The following is a 17,997-nucleotide window of genomic DNA, read 5'->3' as shown; positions in this document are numbered from 1 at the left end:
CATTCCTCATTCTAAAATTGGTGAATAACCGAGTGACTCAGTTACTCGTAAATTATTTTTTAATTCGTAATTACACAGCTTGTTGGTGCTGTAAATTTTGTAAAGTGACTTCTTTTACATCCACCAGCTTGTTTAGCTGGCTGGTTAATAGGTGAATAGGTTTATCACTATCTACCGTCATGGCTACGTTGTATAAGCCATCATCCATATTGAGCTGAAAATGCGTTAGGTTAAAACCACGATGACGCACCACTCGTAAAAAGCGTTCTACCGCTATACTTTGGCTTTTTAATGCAATAGTTAGGCTGTGTTTCATTTTGCTTTCTCCGTCATCATTTCGTCGTTAGCAGCCCCAGGTGGTACAAGTGGCCAAACATTTTCTTTATCATCAATACAAGCATGTACTATGTACGGGCCTTTGCTGTTAACTAATGCTGTAATAGCATCATCAACTTGGTTAGCGTGGGTAATTGTTTGCCCTGGAATACCAAATACAGCAGCTAGTTGCACAAAGTCTGGGTTATCCGAAAGGTTAGTTTCAGAGTAACGTCCTTCAAAAAACAGTTCCTGCCATTGGCGAACCATACCCAAGCGCTGGTTATCTAAAATTAATATTTTTACAGGTAAATTATTACGGCGAATCGTGGCCAATTCTTGAATATTCATCATTATTGAGCCATCGCCCGATACAGTGATAACAAAGTCATCAGGGCGTGCTACTTGTGCGCCAATAGCAGCCGGTAAACCAAAGCCCATTGTGCCGGCGCCACCACTACTTAAATGATTACTCGGGTGAGTAAACTTCATGTGTTGTGCTACCCACATTTGGTGCTGACCTACATCGCAACACACAACGCCAGTTTTTGGCATGCGTTGGCTCAGTTGGTTTAATAAGTACGGTGCGTAAACCTTCTCACCTGGGTAATCGTAACGCCACGCGTGCTTGATATTCATTTCTTTATTTGTGTCACACCACGCTTTAGGTGTTACAAAGCACTCAAGTGCAGGTAACGACGTTTTTAAATCAGCAATTAATGAAGCTTTAGCAGGTTTTCGCTTACCTACTTCAGCGGCATCAATATCTAAATGAATTACTTTAGCTTTAGCTGCAAATTTAGCTAAGTTACCCGTTACGCGGTCATCAAAGCGCGCACCTATACACACAAGTACATCACATTCTTGCACGGCAATATTAGCGGCTTGACCACCATGCATACCTAGCATACCTAAGTAATGCTCGTAGTCAGGTAACACACTGCCTAATGCTTTTAGTGTTGATACAGCCGGCATCTGAGTTTTATTTAAAAACTGCATTAACTCGTCTTGCGCATCAGCGGCTTGTACACCACCGCCTACGTACGCTACAGGCTGTTTAGCCTCACTCAACAATTGATTAGCAATAGCAACTTGCTTTAAATCTAACTCAGGTAAGTATTCATCAGCTGCAAGCCAAGGCTTAAAAGGTACTTGCGCCATTTGAATATCTTTTGGGATATCGACAAGTACAGGACCTGGTCGGCCGCTTTGCGCTAAATGAATAGCTTCTTGTAATATCTCTGCTAAGTCTTCCGCTCGTTCTACCATGTAGCTGTGCTTAGTACACGAAAGCGACATACCTAGTACATCTATTTCTTGAAACGCATCTGAACCAATAGCTGCAGTAGGCACTTGGCCGGTGATCGCCAATAATGGTACTGAGTCCATCATCGCATCAGCAAGGGCAGTTATTAAGTTAGTTGCACCTGGGCCCGATGTTGCAAAACACACACCTAATTTACGCGTGCTGCGAGCATAACCAACAGCTGCAAACCCTGCACCTTGCTCATGACGAGTAAGGTAGTGTTTGACTGGCGCGCCATACAGCGCATCGTAAATTGGCATAATAGCTCCGCCTGGGTAGCCAAATACTTCATTTACGCCGTGTTTGGCCAATAAGTCGATTGTTAGTTCTGCGCCTGTCATTAATAAACCCTCATTCCTCAGTGACAACCCAATTACATTTTTACGCTAAAAACTTTGCCCTTAAAACTAAAAAGCCCTCCGAACGGTTAAGTGCGGAGGGCTTTTTTAATGCTTAAGTTTTTAAAGCACTACGAAGCCCTCGCGGGAATAATCACCACGATAATAATCAGGACTAGGTTAAGTGCGTTTGTAAGCATGTAATTAATACCAAATTTTGTTCAATTATCGCGAAGGTTATTCCTTCGCTCTCTTTTTATATTAGTACCGCGCTAGGCCCTTTAAGTCAACACCAAAGTTAATCTAACAAAAAGACTAAAAGGCAATTTATCAGGTTTTAAAATTCATTATATAAGCTGGTAGTGGTTTTTTTATGCTCTAATTTTATTCTCAGAAATTCACTATTCTTATATCCCTTATTTAAGGTTTGATTAATTTTTAAGAATATTTTTATAAATAAAATTATTTATCACCTTCAGGTAATGCGTAGGTTCCCTTAAGCGAATCTTAAGTGTTGTTGCATAGCATGGCGTTGTTATTTTAAACGAGCCTAAACATGAACGTAATTAGTCAAACACCAGCACAAAAAAAGCCAAATCGTAGTAAACGGTTTTACATTCACTGTAGTGCAAATGCCTTTGTAGTGATGATTGCCTGTTATTACTGTTTAGTTATAAACATTCCTTTTATTCAAGGTTCGTTTAGCGCCATAACCTCTCTTGCATCTTTTTCATGGCTATTTTTACTTTCAGTGCCACTGCTTTTGTTATGCCTTTTAATTATTTTCTTTTCGATAGTGTCGGTTAGATGGTTATTAAAACCAGTTAACTATCTTTTACTGATAATTTCTAGCGCCGTGCTTTACGGCTCATTAAATTACGGTGTCGTGTTTGACTATTCAATGATTCAAAACACGTTCGAAACGGATTCAAGCGAAGCGCTGAGCTATTTAAACCCGCAGCTCATAGCCTTTTTACTGTTGTTTTGTGCGCTACCTGTTTTTATATTAAGCAAAGTAAAAATACACTTTACTCGCCCTCATCAAGAAGCGATTAGCCGCATAAAACTTATTATTGCCTGCTTAACGCTAATTGCTTTAGTGGTCGCTAACTTTTACGCCGATTACGCAGCCACTGGTCGCAACAACCGCATTTTGAAAAAAGAAATTATTCCGTTTCAATATCTCTCTAGCGGTTATAAATACATGCGCGATCAGCTGCTGTATACCAATATGGAATTTAAAAATATAGATGCAACACCCACTCTTATTGCGCCTAACACCACCAGCGTAACCGTTATGGTTGTTGGCGAAACCGCACGAGCAGAAAACTTTGCTTATCAAGGTTATAAGCATAACACCAATCCTTATACACAAAAGTATAATGTGACGTATTTTAATAATGTGGCGTCTTGTGGCACCGCTACTGCAGTGTCTGTGCCGTGTATGTTTTCACTGCAAACACAAGATAACTTTGATCGATTAGCAGCCGACAACCAACAAAACCTGATTGATTTAGCACAACAAGCTGGCAGCGACGTACTGTGGGTTGATAACAACAGCGGCTGTAAAAACGTATGCACCCGTGTTGTTAATATTGATATACCAACCACCCCATCAGCGCTTTGCGATGGAAAATATTGTTTTGATGAAGTGCTTATTGCTCCACTTAAGCGCAAACTCGCTAATTTAAGCCAAGCTAACACCATTATTGTCCTACACACGATGGGCTCACATGGACCAACCTACTTTAAACGCTACCCAGATAAGTTTAAGCAATTTACGCCCTCGTGCGATAGAAGCGACATTCAAAACTGCTCACTCGATGAATTAGTTAATACCTACGACAACACAATTGCGTACAGCGACTTTGTTAACGCTCAAGTAATTGAGCAATTAAAAGCACTGCCAAACAACATAGATAAACAGTTTTTATATGTCTCTGACCATGGTGAATCACTTGGCGAAGGCGGTGCTTATTTGCATGGTTTTCCGTATAGCTTTGCACCTAGCACACAAACGCATGTCCCCCTTTATATGTGGGCTGATGAGCATAACCAGCGCATTACCAATACCTGTTTAGCTAATTTAGACACCACTGCTGCGCGCTCACACAATAATATTTTTCACACCCTTTTAAATTTAATTGGCATTAAAAGCAAAACGTATCAGGCATCGCTCGATTTACTTGCTAGCTGCCAAACAACACCAAGCGAAATAAAACTATGAGTAATAAAAACGTTATAAAACGCCAAGGCTTAATGCGCCTTATTTTTACTTTAAGCCATTCTTTTAACGGCTTAAAATGGATGAGTCGATTTGAAGCGGCGTTTCAACAAGAGCTAGCACTGTTTTCATTATTGGGTGTGTTTGTATGGCTACAAGAAATTGCACTAAGGGATAAATTACTGCTTATAGCCAGCCTGCTTTTTGTATTGTTTGCTGAGCTGGTAAATACGGCAGTTGAGGTTGTAGTAGATAGAATTGGCAGTGAATACCATGAGCTTTCAGGGCTCGCTAAAGATATTGCCTCTGCCAGTGTGTTTATAGCTATGCTAATTGCCGCTCTTATTTGGTGGGCTGTGTTATGGGCATAAAGCTAACTTTTATACCTAAAATACAAAATGCACTTGGCCCTGTATGGATTTTTGTTGTATTTGCTGTTTTGGCACTTAGCTTGTTAACACTTGCTCGCTTTGGTTTAAGTGTATGGCAAGGGGAGCGTGTATTTGGATCGCATGCGTGGTTATCTATATTTATAGGTGGTTTAAGAGTTGATATAGCCACTCTAAGCTACATTATTATGCCCGCATTACTACTTACCTTACTGATGCAAAGCGTAGGTTGGCAAAATAAAGTACGCGGCCTAATTAAAATTTACTTAGTGGGGATGTCTGCTTTACTCGTTTTTTTTGAAGTGATTACGCCTACGTTTATAAACGAGTACGACTTGCGCCCTAACCGCTTATTTATAGAATATTTAATTTACCCTAAAGAAGTCTCAAAAATGATTTTTTCAGGCTATAAGTTAGAAGTATTTATTGCTGTTATAGCACTTGTTTTAAGCTGTAAATTTGCAAGTAAAGTATTTAGCAATCAATGGCAAAGTACGTCATCACTAACAGGCTTAAACCAATCAATTTTAGCGCTTGTTTTAGTATGCTTAACTATTTTGGGCGCGCGTAACTCATTAGGGCACAGACCACTTAACCCCGCCATGGTCTCGTTCTCTACTGATCACTTACTTAACGACTTAACCCTTAACTCACTTTATAGCGTCGCATTTGCAGTTAAGCAACTCTCTAACGAACAATCAAGCCAAGACTATTATGGCAAAATGCCTACCGATGAATTGCTTAGTATTGTGCGTAGTAACATGCAAAACACGCAAGGCACATTTAGTGATGTAACCGCCCCTACAAAAACGTTTCATGAAGCAAGTAATATAGGTAAACCAAAAAATCTAGTCATTATTTTACAAGAAAGTTTAGGTGCTCGTTATGTAGGCACGCTTGGCGGTTTACCGCTTACACCTAATATAGACGCCCTTTATAAACAAGGCTGGGGGTTTGATAATTTATACGCAACGGGTACGCGTTCAGTGCGTGGAATTGAGGCAATAATTACAGGGTTTACACCAACGCCTTCGCGTGCGGTTGTTAAGCTTGATAAATCACAGCGTGACTTTTTTACCATTGCTGATTTTTTAGCAAAGCAAAATTACAACACGCAGTTTATTTATGGTGGCGAAAGCCATTTTGATAACATGCGAAGCTTCTTTTTAGGCAATGGTTTTAAAAGTATCGTAGATACAAATAACTTTAAAAAAATAGATTTTAATGGCTCGTGGGGCGCATCAGACGAAGACTTGTACGACCAAGCCGACATAGAACTTACTAAGCTTAAAAATCAAAACAAACCCTTTTTTAGCCTTATATTCTCAAGCTCTAATCATAGTCCGTATGACTTTCCTGACGATAAAATAACGCTGTACGATAAACAAAAACAAACCCGTAATAATGCTGCCAAGTATGCCGATTACGCACTAGGCACGTTTATCGAAAAAGCTAAAAAATCGAGCTACTGGGATGATACCGTATTTATAGTTATTGCCGATCACGACTCGCGCGTATCGGGTTCGAATTTAGTACCGGTTGATCACTTTAAAATTCCGGCCGTTATTTTTGGTAAAGGTATTACCCATAAACGAGATAGCCAACTAGCCAGTCAGCTCGATATTCCTGTTACTCTACTGTCTTTAATTGGCGCAAGTGGTAAGCACCCTATGATAGGCCATGATTTATCAAAGCCAATTAGCGACAACAAACAACGCGCAATGATGCAATACGACAAAAATTTTGCCTACATGTACGATAATAAAGTGGTGGTGTTACAACCACAAAAACCAGCAACCACCTATACGTATAGCAATAACCAGCTTGTACCATGTGAAAACGATGAGCAACTAGTTAAAAAAGCCCTAGCCCACGCGAACTTAGGTAATCTAGCTTATACAAATGGTTGGTATCATTAACCAAGTGACTTGATAATAAAGCCTTGTTAAAGTAACAAGGCTATTTTTATAAACCGAGTAAACATGAAAATCCTCGTTATTGAAGACTCTGAAGCACTAAGACGCAGCTTGCAAGTTGGCCTTAGCAACCTTGGTTTTACCGTAGATGAAACTGGTGATGGCTCAGAAGGGTTGAGTATGGCACTGAGTGGAAACTACGACCTCCTCGTACTTGATTTAATGCTACCGAGCGTTGATGGCATGAGTATTTTACAAGCACTGCGCAGCAGTAATAGCCAAAGCCGTGTGCTAATTTTATCTGCACGAAGTGAGCCTCAAGATAAAATTAGCGGCCTTATGAAAGGCGCTGACGATTATTTAACTAAGCCATTTTCGTTTGAAGAACTCCATGCTCGTGTCCTTGCATTACTTCGTCGTGGTTCACTGCAAAACCAACAAAATACCCTTACCGTAGGTAATTGCGTATTAGATCTCTCGCTTAAAACTCTTCATTACGAGCAACATGCCATTGAGCTCACGCGTAATGAATACAAAATAATAGAATGCTTATTTAACGCCCCAGAGCGAGTATTAGGACTCGAGCTTATAAGTGAAGCGGTGGTAGGTCAGTTTGATATGCTCTCTAAAAATGCGCTTGAAGCACACATCTCAACCATACGTAAAAAAGTAAGGCAGTTTGATGGCGAGCTCCCGATAAAAAACAAACGTGGATTTGGTTATGTCGCAACAACAAAATAAAAGTCACTCAATAAGACGTAAACTCGTTAATAATATTAGCGCCGTGATCTCGGTTATTTTATTCACCATATTTTTAACCGTTGATTTAAGTGTTGATACTTGGGTGGAAGATCAGTTCAATCAGTCTTTAACTAATAAAGCTAACTACTTAAAAACCTTAGTTGAAGATGACAACAACGTGGTTGAATTTGATTTTGCTGGCGAGTTTATGTCAGAGTATGAAGCTGCCGATGCCACGGAGTTTTACCAATTATGGCATGGCCGTGATGTGTTTGAACGCTCGGACTCATTAGCGCTTTATGAAAATGCTAACCTACCTTTTTTAGAAATGCCGATAAACGAATCTAAAATTATAGATTACGAGCTTCCTAATGGGCGTGATGGCCGCGCACTTATAAGTCACTTTGTAGCCCAAAAAGACGATAGAAACCCCACTCACTCTGCTGTTTTTAATACCATGACTCTTGCAATTGCAGCGCCCACCTCCGAACTTAATAAAGTACTGATTATTATTGATGTGGTCTTTATTTTAACCTGTGTACTTGGTGTGTTTGGTGTGCGCTATTTAGTGACACGTATTGTAAATAAAGGTCTGCACCCGCTACACAACTTAAACGACCAAATTAAGTTACTCGATATTACCGGTGTTGCGCAAACAATAGAAAGCGACTTTAAAGTAGAAGAAATAGAACCTATACGTAACGAGCTAAATAAGTTTATTACCGTTAATCAGCAACTCTATAGTAATGAAAAACGCCTAACAAGCGACATTGCACACGAGCTTAAAACCCCAATAGCTGAACTAATAAGCCTTTCAGAAGTGGCTATTCGCTACCCTGACGATAAACGTATTAGCGACACCTATACCAGTGATGTGCTTAATATTTCACAGCGTATGAAAACGATTGTTAGCAACCTATTACTGTTGCAGCGCTCAAGTAGCAGTGCAATGCAATTAAATGCACAAAATATCATTCTAAATAACTTAGTAAATCAAATTATTGATGAGCTGACCTTTAAGCACCCAAGTATTAAAGCGCGTTTAAATAACGAAATAAGTGACGAGATTACACTTAATGCTGACGAATTTAGTTTAAATACCATTTTATGTAACTTAATCGATAACGCACTATTTTATGGACTCCCTGAGGCACCAATTAAATTAACTGCCGTAAATAACAGCACAAACATGACCATCTCTGTTAGTAACAAAGTAAATAAACCACTAAGTAGTGAACAGCTCACTGCTATTTTTGACCCGCTCTATCAGCTAGATTCATCTAGAACTAATAACCAGCGCCATGGTTTAGGATTATCAATTGTACAGAGCTTATGTAACTTAAATGGCTTTACTATCACGGCCAGTAATACCGAAAGCAATACGTTAACGTTTATATTAACGTTACCTCTGAAGTAAATTTAGGTTAGTATTTACACTACTAACCTTCGAGATTTTAAGGACAAACCATGAATGCTCTTACCCGTATTAGCCACTTTTTTATTGTGGCATTACTTATAACATTTAGCCTTAACAGCTATGCAGCTCCCGCCTTATATAAAATAGAAAAAAATGGCGTCAGCTCTTACTTATTTGGCACTGTACACGTTGGTGATGCCAGCATGAAAGGCTTACCTAAAAATGTAACCAATGCAATTAGCGCAAGCAAAGAAGTCATTGTTGAAGTTGATATAAGCAAACTTACACCACTTGAAATGCAACAGCGCTCAATGCCATTTATGATGCTTAGTGACGGTAAAACATTACAAACTGAGCTTTCAAAGCAAAATTATACCAAGCTAAAAAATTACTTTGCTAAAAAGTCGATTGATATTGCTATGTTTAATGGCTTAAAGCCTTGGGCTGTTATGGTGACTATGATGCAAATTGAATTTCAAAATGCAGGATATTCAGATAAAACCGGCATAGACAAGCAAGTACTTGCTTACGCTAAAGAACATAAAATAAAAATTGGTGAGCTTGAAACTCTAGAGCAACAACTGCAAATGTTTGATGGCATGGCGCTATTAAGCAATGAAATGATTGAAGAAACCTTTGAGCAACTCAGCGATATTAATACTTACTTTATCAAATTAGTTAATGCCTGGAAAAACGGGGATATGGATACACTAACCGATTACTACAACATGAGTTTTGATGACAGTAATTATGGTGAAATTAGCGAGCAAGTAATGCTAACTAACCGCAATAATAATTGGGTTAAACAACTCACACCGCGTTTAGCAAACGAGCAACTATTTATTGCCGTAGGCGCTCTGCATTTACCTGAAAAACACGGGTTACTTAAACAGCTACGAGATAAAGGCTTTAGCGTTACTCGTCTTTAAAATAAAAATGGGTTGAGTGAATTTTCGCTCAACCTTTCTCTGAGCTTTTAATTAAAGTCTTCCATTTTTAAGTAATTCTCTATTCCTTTAATTTTGTCTGCCGCATGATGATTTACATAAATCACAGTACTTGTATTAGCAGCACAAATTTTCTCTATTAGTAGCAGTACACGTTGCCTGTTTGCTTCATCTAATCCTAAGCAAGGTTCATCTAAAATAAGTAACGTTGGATGCTTTACCATAGCTCGTACAATTAAAAGCATACGTTGATCGCCGTACGATAGCTGGGTGAATGAGGTATTTTTTTTATCACTTAAACCAATAAATGCCAGCCACTGTTGAGCAATATTAATTTGTGCGTCGCTCGGTTTTTGATATAAACCTATGCTGTCGTAAAAACCTGAAATAACAGTATTTAAAGCCGATATACTTACGCGGTAATCCATATGTAGCGCGTTAGATATAAAACCAATATGCTGTTTTATATCCCAAATACTCTCCCCGGTTCCGCGTTTAAAACCGAACACTTCAATGTCATTGTTATAACACTGTGGGTTATCACCTGTTATTAAATTTAATAGGCATGTTTTACCTGAACCGTTCGCTCCAGTAAGCTGCCAATGCTGATGCTTTTTTATAGTCCAATTGAGATTTTTGAATATGCTTACATCACTGTAACTAACTTTAGCATTACTCAATTTAACTAAGGTATTACCGGTGAATGCCTTTTGCTCTTGCTCGGCGTCAGGAGATGGCACATCCAATGAAGTATGCTCTAAATGAAGTAGTTTTAGTAAGTCACTTAATTGCTCACTACTTGGCTTTGCTAAAGTATGTAACAAGCAGCCTTGGTTTACATAACCATAGTGAGTAATGAATGAAGGGATTTCGTCTAGGCGGTTTAGTACAAAAACAAAAGTAATCGTGTGGCTAAGCTCTATGAGTATTTTATTAAGCTGCTGGCAAGATTGTACGTCGAGTCCATCAAATGGCTCGTCAAGCACGACTAACTCACTATGGGAGCTGAGTGCTTTAATAAGTAGGAGTTTACGAGTTTCACCCGTTGAAAGATCTCTAAAATGCCTATTTAGTAATGAGCTAAATTTAAATAATTTTATTAGCTGCGCTAATAACTCACCATTATTACTATGCTCTGCAAATATAAGGTCTTTAACGAGGGTGTGCTTTTCATGCTCTAATTCTTGGGCCAGTAACTGTTTATGCGAATCTGAAGACACGAGCATAAGCTTATTAATACTACTTATACGCTTACCACTTTCGCACTTAGCTTCACCAACTAACGCAGCTGTCAGTGCAGATTTACCGGCTCCATTAGTACCTAGAAGCAGCCAATGTTCTCCTAGATTCACTTGCCAATCTAGGTTGCATATGTCGTAACGACTTTTGCCTTGCCCTTGTAAGTAACCATTAAATTGCTCAAGCGTAATTAACTGCACTAACTTTTCCTAATAAACCTTAAAACAGCAAGTTAACGCATATTAAAAGAGCTTAGCAAGCTTGTTATCTGCAAAATTAATTTATTTCACTAGGGCGTATTGATCTTTGTGGATTGAAATTTGTTCAATCTAGGGGCGATTAAATCGCGGCGCGAGGTTTGTAACCTAGTGAGCTCGATAACTGCTCCTGCGTTATTCTAATGGCTTACATCCATGTAAGAATAAGTCAAAACCGAGTAAAGCTTCCGCGTCCTGCTCACGCCCCTTACCTACATCCATGTAGGCAACAAAGAGTTAATCGTCCCTAGAAAGAACCCAATGGGCAGCGCATGTTTGGTATTTATGCTGCGTTATCGCCTATTTATGGGGAATAACCACACTACATAGGCTCTGCCTTGCCTAAAAACCAAGCATACTGCTGCAAATTCAACTACCAAAGATCAACACGCCCTAGCAACGCTAATACTATTTAATGCGTCTTTAATTGCTTGCTGGCTTATTGGCTTATGAATATGAAGGTTAGCACCGTTCTTATAAGCTCGCTCTATATCATTTTGTGAAGTATTTGCTGTTATAACAATAATTGGCATTATTTTATTAAGATCAGAGCGTATTTTTTTAATCGCCTCAAACCCATCCATTACTGGCATATTTAAGTCCATAAAAACAATATCGTATTGATTTCCACTCACCATATCGCACGCGACTTTGCCGTTTTCAGCGCAATCATAGCTTAAACCTAATAAGCTAAGTATGCGGGTCAGTAATATAGTATTTAATGGATTATCTTCAACGACTAAACACTTTAGTTTGTCATTTATTTTACGAGGGTTTGGGAGAGCTTTACTGGCAATTATTGGTAAGTGCAAAGATACCAGCGCTCCATTAGCTTCATTATTTTTGAAGGTAATTTCACCGTGCAACGCCTTTACAACATACTGAACCCGAGTGAGACCTGTTCTTAATCCTTGAAAATGGTTTGTTTGTTTAAATGAGTCAAATTCAAGATCAGTAATCTCTTTCGAAAAACCACAACCAGTATCACTTACAGTTACACAAAGTTCATCATTAAAAAGCTTTGCAGAGACAGTAATTTCACCTTCTGTCGTAAACTTAATAGCGTTACTGATTAATTCTGTAAGCGTATGCTGCAAACGTTGATGATCCAATTTACATACACAATTTAATGATTCATCTAAACAACTAACTAGTTTCAGGCCTTTTTGCTGACAAGCATGCTCGTAAGCCATTAGTACTTTATTACACGACTCTAGAAGGTTTTCATTTTTAAATTGCGGTACCCACTTACCTGTACTTAAAGCTTGCAAGTCCTGCAGTTCATCTAATATAGCTATTAACCTAAGTGCGCAGTAATTAGCTTGGGTTTTAACGCTTTGCTGCGTATCAGAAACCTTTAACTCCTCAATAGACGTAATAAGACCCTGTAAAGGAGTTCTAAATTCGTGACTGGCTCTGGCAATAAAATGCTCTTTATTTTGACTCACTTGTTGAGCGAACTCTTTTTGTTTTTGGTATTTAGACAATGCGTTACCTATTTCTTTTTCCATTGGCATAAATACAAATCTTAACTCTACAAGTAGTAAAAACATCGCCATAAGCCAAAATAATAATTCAAGGTTAGATACCCAGTTCAATTTTTGGACAGCTTGCTCTTCAAATAAATTCACTGCATGATCTAGTTGCTTTAATAGCTCTTCAACCTCAGTTACATAGAATATACGCTTATCTACTTGGCCTTGTTGATAAAGCAAATTTTCCGCTTGCTGGATATATGTTGCAACTTGGGAATCTAGTTTATGAGGAGCTAACGTATATAGCTTAATAAGCTTAGGTGTAAGGTACTGATACTCTCCATTAGCATTTTTTGAAAGTAAGTAATTATGAGTTTTTTTGAATGATACGACTGATGCTTTTAACGCTTTAGTATGCTCAGAAATATTTGTTGCCGATAATAATAACTCATTACTATGCCAAGCTATTTTTTGAGAAAGCATTCTCTGCTTACCAGCCATATTTATTATTTTTGCGTCATATTTTTGCACCGAAAAATAATACTGCATAAGTGATGCTGATGTGCTTATTAATAGTGCTATTGCTATTAATGCCCATCGGTAACGAGTACGGATATTCGCGACAACTTTAAACATACTAAGCCCTGTTTTTGTTTTAAGTGTAGCTCAATTTTTTAGAACTAATAAGCAGCTTAAATAATGATTATTAAATAAAAAAGCCCAACTAAAAAGTTGGGCTAATAAAATAAAACTATTTAACTATCTATTTTCTAAACGGTTATAGTCGAACATTCCATATTCTATCCCACGATATTTTTTAGCTGTATCGTGCAATATATCGCTGTATTGCCAAAACTGTGGATGAGTACGTCGTATACCAAACTTAGATTTCAATGCACCATAATCAGCTTCTATTTGCATCATAGGCAATTGCTCGGCAAAAGCATTTACTTGCTGCTCGTTATTTAAATACCAAATAGCTGCTGGATAATCTCCGATAAACCCAGGAACAATAGTCGCGGTATCTTCATCATAAGCACGTTGGCCATCTTCGTTTAATAAACTAGATATATTGTAGTGCGCATTATGATGAATAATAGTGTAGCCCTTATGGCTATTATCTTCTTGCTTTACAAGTATAAAAGAAAGCTGAGGTAATAAGTTAACCGCTTTTGCTGGCATTTCACTTATTACATTTAACGGCTTTGCCACTTCAGTGTAGTTGTATTTTTCACTTAAAACTGGCGCTAAGGCTTCTTTCATCAAGGTATATAGTTCATGCTGTGGATCATCAGTTTCATAGTTAATACCACTGGGCTGGCTAAATTCTCGGTTACTTTTAAAGAACTTAGATAAGTCAGGTGGTGAATTACGGTACCACTGCTTTTTGATTTGATTACGCTTGTGCTCAGGTAATAGAGCTAAAAAGTTTTGCTCTCCCTCTAAACGTAAAAAATCCATATATAAACGTGTAACCAATTGATGGCCTATATTTCCGTATACATCAAAGCCTGCCACAAGCAAATAATGAATACGTTCAAATAACGCATAATCAAGTATCCACGTGGTTTTAGGCTCTTGACCAATAAAACCTTTAACAACAGTTGCGCTATCAAAGTGGCGGAAAATAGTCAGTGCAGCATTTTTATTATGCCCATCACCTTTCCAAAGCAAGTCAGTTGTAAGATGCTCGCCACCTTTAAACATTTCGTTAGCAAGCTCAACTTTTGCCTGTAAATATTTTTTCTCACGAACTGAATATTTAACCCAGCTAGAAATGGGTAAGGCATTACTTTCCTCAGCGGCAGGAAGTTCTAATGCCTCTTCATGTTGCATTAGCATTTCCCCTACAGCAGGAGTCGCTACTTTATTAGGATCAGCAAAAGCCACCCAAAAATGATCGTTTATAACATTTAAAGCAATCTGACCACGACAAACAGGCCCTTTTATAAAGCCCATAATAATTAACTCTGCCTCATCAAGCATAAATTGATACTTAGAATTAATTGGAATAACTTCGAAAGTTTTAAAAGGGTTAGATGCTGCCTTAGCCTCATAACTAGGCATTTTCGTAACAGTATAATCTGGCGCAATAAACTGCTCATATAAACGCAGTAATTTAGTTTCATTAAGCTCAAGAGGTAAATGTGTCTTAGAAAGTATGGTTGTACGCTCTTGCATAAAACGATAATAAACACGGCTAACTTTAGGGTCATCGTATGGGCGGCGCGTGTTAATTAACTTTATTTCCTCACCAGGAGGCGTACTTGAGCGAACTAGTTTGAAAAAGCTTTGTGGGTTTTCTGAAGTAAAATAAATATGTGCTAAAAACCAATGTTCATAAATATAACGTGCTGATAACTGATACTTTAAGTTATCTTGATTTAAAAATGCTTCCCAGCCCTTTATTTTATTCTGATCATACTTACTTGGTGGCTCAATATGTGACATTTTACCGCCATTTTTAAGCCAGTTCTGTAAATGATTAAACTCTTCGCGCGAAACCCCAGGTAAACCATAAGGCATACCGCCATGAGGTTGCTCGTCAGCTAATCGGTCAAACTCCCCCATTGTTGCACAGGTTTGCGAACGCCCTAATGAAAAATCAAATTCATCATCTAGCACTTCATTAGTTGGTAATTCATAGCTTTGCTTTAACACTAAACTATTAAATAAAACACTTCCCGCTAAGTTTGCTTCTTCACTTTGTACGCGCTCATTTAGCACTGGCGTAAAGTTTTTTTCTCGCCATTGCTGTGTATTGGTTGCATCAAACAATAAACGGCTTGGGGTCGTTGCCAATAAACGAGTTCCATCGTAAACGAGCTCTTTACTCAAACCTCGATCAATACCTTCAGGGGATGAGAGCTTAAGCTGGCAAGGTGCGTCGTAACAACCATGGCAAACGACGCAGCGGGTATCGAGTACTGGTTTTACGTTTTGTAAAAAATCAGCTCCAGCAAGGGTAGAATGTGGAACGATACGCTCTTGCGCTTGTTCAGGGCCAAATAAATCATCGTAATGTGCATTACCTAAGTAAGCACAACCACTAAGGATAATTAATACAAATGTACTTATTATTATTTTTTTCATTCGTCCTCGTCACCTAAATCGAAGGTGGGCATCATATCCATTTGAGGAGAAACGAATGTTTTCTGACCTTCAGTATTCAAAACAATACTTAAAAGAGGCCCATGCGTTAATGTTATCTGCGCATCATGCTCTTGCTCTAATATACTTAAATACAGAGAATCAGTTATAAGCAACTCATAACCGCTAACGGTAATAGCTACACTGCTATCTTCACTTGGATTTTGGCAAATTTGAGCAAGTAACTCATCATCAAGTCCAATTGATATTTCAAAATCAGGCTGCTCTAAATCTCTATCACTTAATGATTCATCTAATAGAAATAAAGGAAGGGTTAAATTGCTATCTTGTTCAAATTCCATTGCGTTCTCTGCACTTTCTGACGATTTAATTGGCGAGTATTATAACAAACTAGCGAGTAAATTAACGCTAAAGCTAATGTAACTGTTTAAACGTCATCTATAACAGATTCGATCACCGAAAATACAGCACCTTGAGGGTCGCATATAACACTAAAACGACCAACATCGGGGATATCTGTTGCAGGAACACATACTTGTCCACCTAAGCTAGCGGCTTTATTTACTGCTGTATCGCAGCTCTCTACTGCAAAATAAATCATCCAATGAGCAGAAATATCTTCAGGCCAGTCGCTTGTCATCTCAAGCATACCGGCAATTGGCTGTCCACCGACTAAAAATAAAGTGTAATCCATACCGTCCATTGGCTTTATTTCACTTTCCCAGCCTAGTAAAGCACAGTAAAAACCTCTACTTACTTTACTATTTCTGGTTGCTAACTCATGCCAATAAGGCGTGTTTAATTCACCTAAGTGCTTACAACCTTTATGCTCATTTCCTTGCCATAGTGCGACAGTGGCACCTACAGGATCTTTTAGCATCAACATTCGTCCTGCATTCATAACATCATGAGGACCGGCAATAACTTCAGCACCTAGTTCTTTAGCTTTTAGCGCACAATCATCAACATTATCGACGGCAATGTAAGCCAACCAATGACTTGGGATCCCTTCACTAATTTGCTCTTTAGGCATTTCATACATAGCGGCTATATCACCACCTTGCTTTTGTAGCATAGTGTAATATATGTCCTCCCCAATAGGTTGATCGTCATACCCCCAATCAAATAATGATGTATAAAACGTCTTACCTTCTTTCCAATTGTGTGTACAAAGTTCTGACCAACAAAAAATGCCATGTGGATGATTATCAATTTCACTCATTATTAAACCCTTATTATTCTATTTTTATCTAAACGAGCTCTGTCACATTTTATAAACTACATAATTGAACAGATCATAAATTGAGATTAGAGCAATAACAAAGCGGAGTCGATAAAAGAAGGGCAAAAATTCGTTATTCAGTTGTTTCATATATGAGGTTTTTAACGCAGTTAGCGTCAGATTTAATCCCTCAAATTGATTAAATATTATTGCTGATCGATATAAATGATTTACTAAGAAGTCCTTCGCTCTAGAGGAATCCCTGAATCACTTTTTTGCAGACGTAAAAAAGCCCGAATCATTAGATTCAGACGCTCTACAATATAAAGTCGGTACGCTACGCAGTATATCAGCGTCGGGAGTCGCTATGCTCGCCCGCCCTGCGTGCTAGGTGTTGATGTGAGTGTATATTTATTGCGCGCATTTCACTTTTCTGCAGACGTAAAAAAGCCCGAATCGTTAGATTCGGGCTTTCTACAATTTGAAGCCTGGTGATGTCGTAGTGCCCACAGCGGTGGAGAGCCACATAGCAAATGCTACACTATCATCGGTCGAAGCTTTGGTTTCACTACTGAGTTCGGCATGAGCTTTTGGCTATTTACTAAATCCCAGATAGCAAAAAATCCGTCACATTGCTGTAACGGGTTTCTACAATTTGAAGCCTGGTAATGTCCTACTTTCACANAAGCCTGGTAATGTCCTACTTTCACATAGCAAATGCTACACTATCATCGGCGCTGTTTCGTTTCACTACTGAGTTCGGCATGGAGTCAGGTGGGTCCAAAACGCTATTGTCACCAAGCAAATTAGGTGCAAAGAATCAATGACAAGCACGTAGTGCTACCATTTTCTTTGCGCAAGGTGCCTCAACTTTAACGCTACGCGCTAAGAGTCACCTCTTGAATTTGGAAAATATCTGATAATATTTTTTAAGTCTTTCTTAAGTAATATCTACTTTAGTTATATTAACTTCTTCGCGTGTTTCACTATCACATAAAACGCGTTTGGCGTTGTATGGTTAAGCCTCACGGGTAATTAGTACAAGTTAGCTTAATGGCTCACACCACTTCCACATCTTGCCTATCAACGTTGTAGTCTTC

At 38.5% G+C, this 17,997-nt stretch carries 13 protein-coding genes and 2 rRNA genes; 6 read left to right on the top strand and 9 right to left on the bottom strand.

The genetic code is table 11. From position 1 onward, the window contains the following. Nucleotides 1-70: 70 nt before the first annotated feature. The gene (gene ilvM, locus I6E82_RS00075) at nucleotides 71-316 is read right to left on the bottom strand and encodes an acetolactate synthase 2 small subunit (protein ID WP_010553831.1); all 246 of its coding nucleotides are present in this window, start codon (nucleotides 314-316) and stop codon (nucleotides 71-73) included. Beyond that, entirely contained in the window at nucleotides 313-1,962 is a 1,650-nt protein-coding gene (gene ilvG, locus I6E82_RS00070) for an acetolactate synthase 2 catalytic subunit (protein ID WP_007582116.1), read from the bottom strand. Before ilvG ends, ilvM begins: the two co-directional genes overlap by 4 nt. 553 nt (nucleotides 1,963-2,515) lie before the next feature. Between ilvG and I6E82_RS00065 the strand changes: the two genes are divergently transcribed. From I6E82_RS00065 to I6E82_RS00040, 6 genes are all read left to right on the top strand, one after another. After that, complete coding sequence (locus I6E82_RS00065; protein WP_197102462.1) at nucleotides 2,516-4,186, top strand: phosphoethanolamine transferase; 1,671 nt, start codon at nucleotides 2,516-2,518, stop codon at nucleotides 4,184-4,186. Beyond that, nucleotides 4,183-4,554: a diacylglycerol kinase gene (locus I6E82_RS00060; protein WP_197102460.1), complete on the top strand. Its 372-nt coding sequence runs from the start codon at nucleotides 4,183-4,185 to the stop codon at nucleotides 4,552-4,554. The genes I6E82_RS00065 and I6E82_RS00060 overlap by 4 nt, the downstream gene beginning before the upstream one ends. Then, nucleotides 4,545-6,491, top strand: a complete 1,947-nt coding sequence (locus I6E82_RS00055) for an LTA synthase family protein (protein ID WP_197102458.1) — start codon at nucleotides 4,545-4,547, stop codon at nucleotides 6,489-6,491. The genes I6E82_RS00060 and I6E82_RS00055 overlap by 10 nt, the downstream gene beginning before the upstream one ends. Nucleotides 6,492-6,554: 63 nt before the next feature. Further along, the gene (locus tag I6E82_RS00050) at nucleotides 6,555-7,229 is read left to right on the top strand and encodes a response regulator transcription factor (protein WP_197102457.1); all 675 of its coding nucleotides are present in this window, start codon (nucleotides 6,555-6,557) and stop codon (nucleotides 7,227-7,229) included. Next, nucleotides 7,210-8,646 (top strand): sensor histidine kinase, encoded by a 1,437-nt coding sequence (locus I6E82_RS00045; protein ID WP_197102456.1) that lies wholly within the window; start codon nucleotides 7,210-7,212, stop codon nucleotides 8,644-8,646. The genes I6E82_RS00050 and I6E82_RS00045 overlap by 20 nt, the downstream gene beginning before the upstream one ends. 50 nt (nucleotides 8,647-8,696) lie before the next feature. Further along, complete coding sequence (locus I6E82_RS00040; protein ID WP_197102455.1) at nucleotides 8,697-9,575, top strand: TraB/GumN family protein; 879 nt, start codon at nucleotides 8,697-8,699, stop codon at nucleotides 9,573-9,575. Nucleotides 9,576-9,622: 47 nt separating this feature from the next. Here the strand turns inward: I6E82_RS00040 and I6E82_RS00035 are convergent, their stop codons facing one another. The 7 genes from I6E82_RS00035 to I6E82_RS00005 form a co-directional block, all read right to left on the bottom strand. Then, a complete protein-coding gene (locus I6E82_RS00035; RefSeq protein WP_197116282.1) occupies nucleotides 9,623-11,032 on the bottom strand; it encodes an ATP-binding cassette domain-containing protein in 1,410 nt (469 codons plus the stop codon). Between the two features lie 440 nt (nucleotides 11,033-11,472). Next, the gene (locus I6E82_RS00030; RefSeq protein ID WP_197102448.1) at nucleotides 11,473-13,200 is read right to left on the bottom strand and encodes a response regulator; all 1,728 of its coding nucleotides are present in this window, start codon (nucleotides 13,198-13,200) and stop codon (nucleotides 11,473-11,475) included. Between the two features lie 123 nt (nucleotides 13,201-13,323). After that, nucleotides 13,324-15,657: a fatty acid cis/trans isomerase gene (locus tag I6E82_RS00025; RefSeq protein ID WP_197102446.1), complete on the bottom strand. Its 2,334-nt coding sequence runs from the start codon at nucleotides 15,655-15,657 to the stop codon at nucleotides 13,324-13,326. Next, complete coding sequence (locus I6E82_RS00020; protein ID WP_024591417.1) at nucleotides 15,654-16,016, bottom strand: hypothetical protein; 363 nt, start codon at nucleotides 16,014-16,016, stop codon at nucleotides 15,654-15,656. Before I6E82_RS00020 ends, I6E82_RS00025 begins: the two co-directional genes overlap by 4 nt. Nucleotides 16,017-16,102: 86 nt before the next feature. Further along, nucleotides 16,103-16,897, bottom strand: coding sequence for a VOC family protein (locus I6E82_RS00015; RefSeq protein ID WP_197102444.1), 795 nt, complete (start codon nucleotides 16,895-16,897; stop codon nucleotides 16,103-16,105). A gap of 687 nt (nucleotides 16,898-17,584) precedes the next feature. Then, nucleotides 17,585-17,699: ribosomal RNA gene (gene rrf / locus I6E82_RS00010) — 5S ribosomal RNA — on the bottom strand. A gap of 212 nt (nucleotides 17,700-17,911) precedes the next feature. After that, nucleotides 17,912-17,997 (bottom strand): 23S ribosomal RNA (locus I6E82_RS00005); the annotation flags it as partial.

Source organism: Pseudoalteromonas sp. NZS11, assembly GCF_015864765.1.
Lineage (GTDB): Bacteria > Pseudomonadota > Gammaproteobacteria > Enterobacterales > Alteromonadaceae > Pseudoalteromonas > Pseudoalteromonas arctica.
This window is presented reverse-complemented; position numbering and strand designations above follow the sequence as displayed.